This is a genomic window from Acinetobacter lwoffii (assembly GCF_024129735.1).
Lineage (GTDB): Bacteria > Pseudomonadota > Gammaproteobacteria > Pseudomonadales > Moraxellaceae > Acinetobacter > Acinetobacter lwoffii_H.
The window spans coordinates 1-603 of sequence record NZ_JAMXXK010000123.1; the positions used below are offsets into that span (position 1 = coordinate 1).

Genomic DNA, 603 nt, shown 5'->3' on the forward strand with positions numbered 1-603 from the left:
CATCGGTATAAACAGAGTCAATCTGCTCATCTTGTGGAATCTAATTAAGTAAATCACCAAGCACCTGTGAATCACTGACATTATTGGTTGTGAGCCGAATAACGCGTATTTGTAGGGTTTTAGCATCGATACCAATATGTAGTTTACGCCATTTGCGACGATATTCAGGTCCATGTTTCTTGCGTTTCCATTCGCCCTCACCTAGAAGCTTCATGCCTGTAGAGTCTACGAGTAGATGCAGCCCATCGCTACTTTTTTGGTAGCTGCTTGCAATATCAATATGCTTTTGTTTTCTACAAATGGTGGAATACGAATATCACTGATATTCGGGGCTGCTCAGCCGCAAAGCTTAATCAGACTTTGCACAAAGCCAGTAACCATACGTAAAGACAGACGGAATAAGGATTTAATCATTAAGCAGCATTGGATGGCTACGTCGGAGTAGATTTGATTTCGCCCTTGTTTGCCTTTTGATGGAGCATACCATTGCGTAGCAGGATCCAACCAAAGGGCAATATTTCCGCGACTCATGAGTGCTCGGTTATATGCGGGCCAATTGGTAGTGCGGTAGATTTTGTGTGTAGGCTTCTTCATTTGAAAATT

Annotated in this window: 1 pseudogene; it reads right to left on the bottom strand. The window is 42.6% G+C overall.

The features are described 5' to 3' along the window. Positions 1–43: 43 nt before the first annotated feature. Positions 44–594, bottom strand: a pseudogene (locus tag NI469_RS15750) (IS5 family transposase); the annotation flags it as partial. Positions 595–603: the final 9 nt, after the last annotated feature.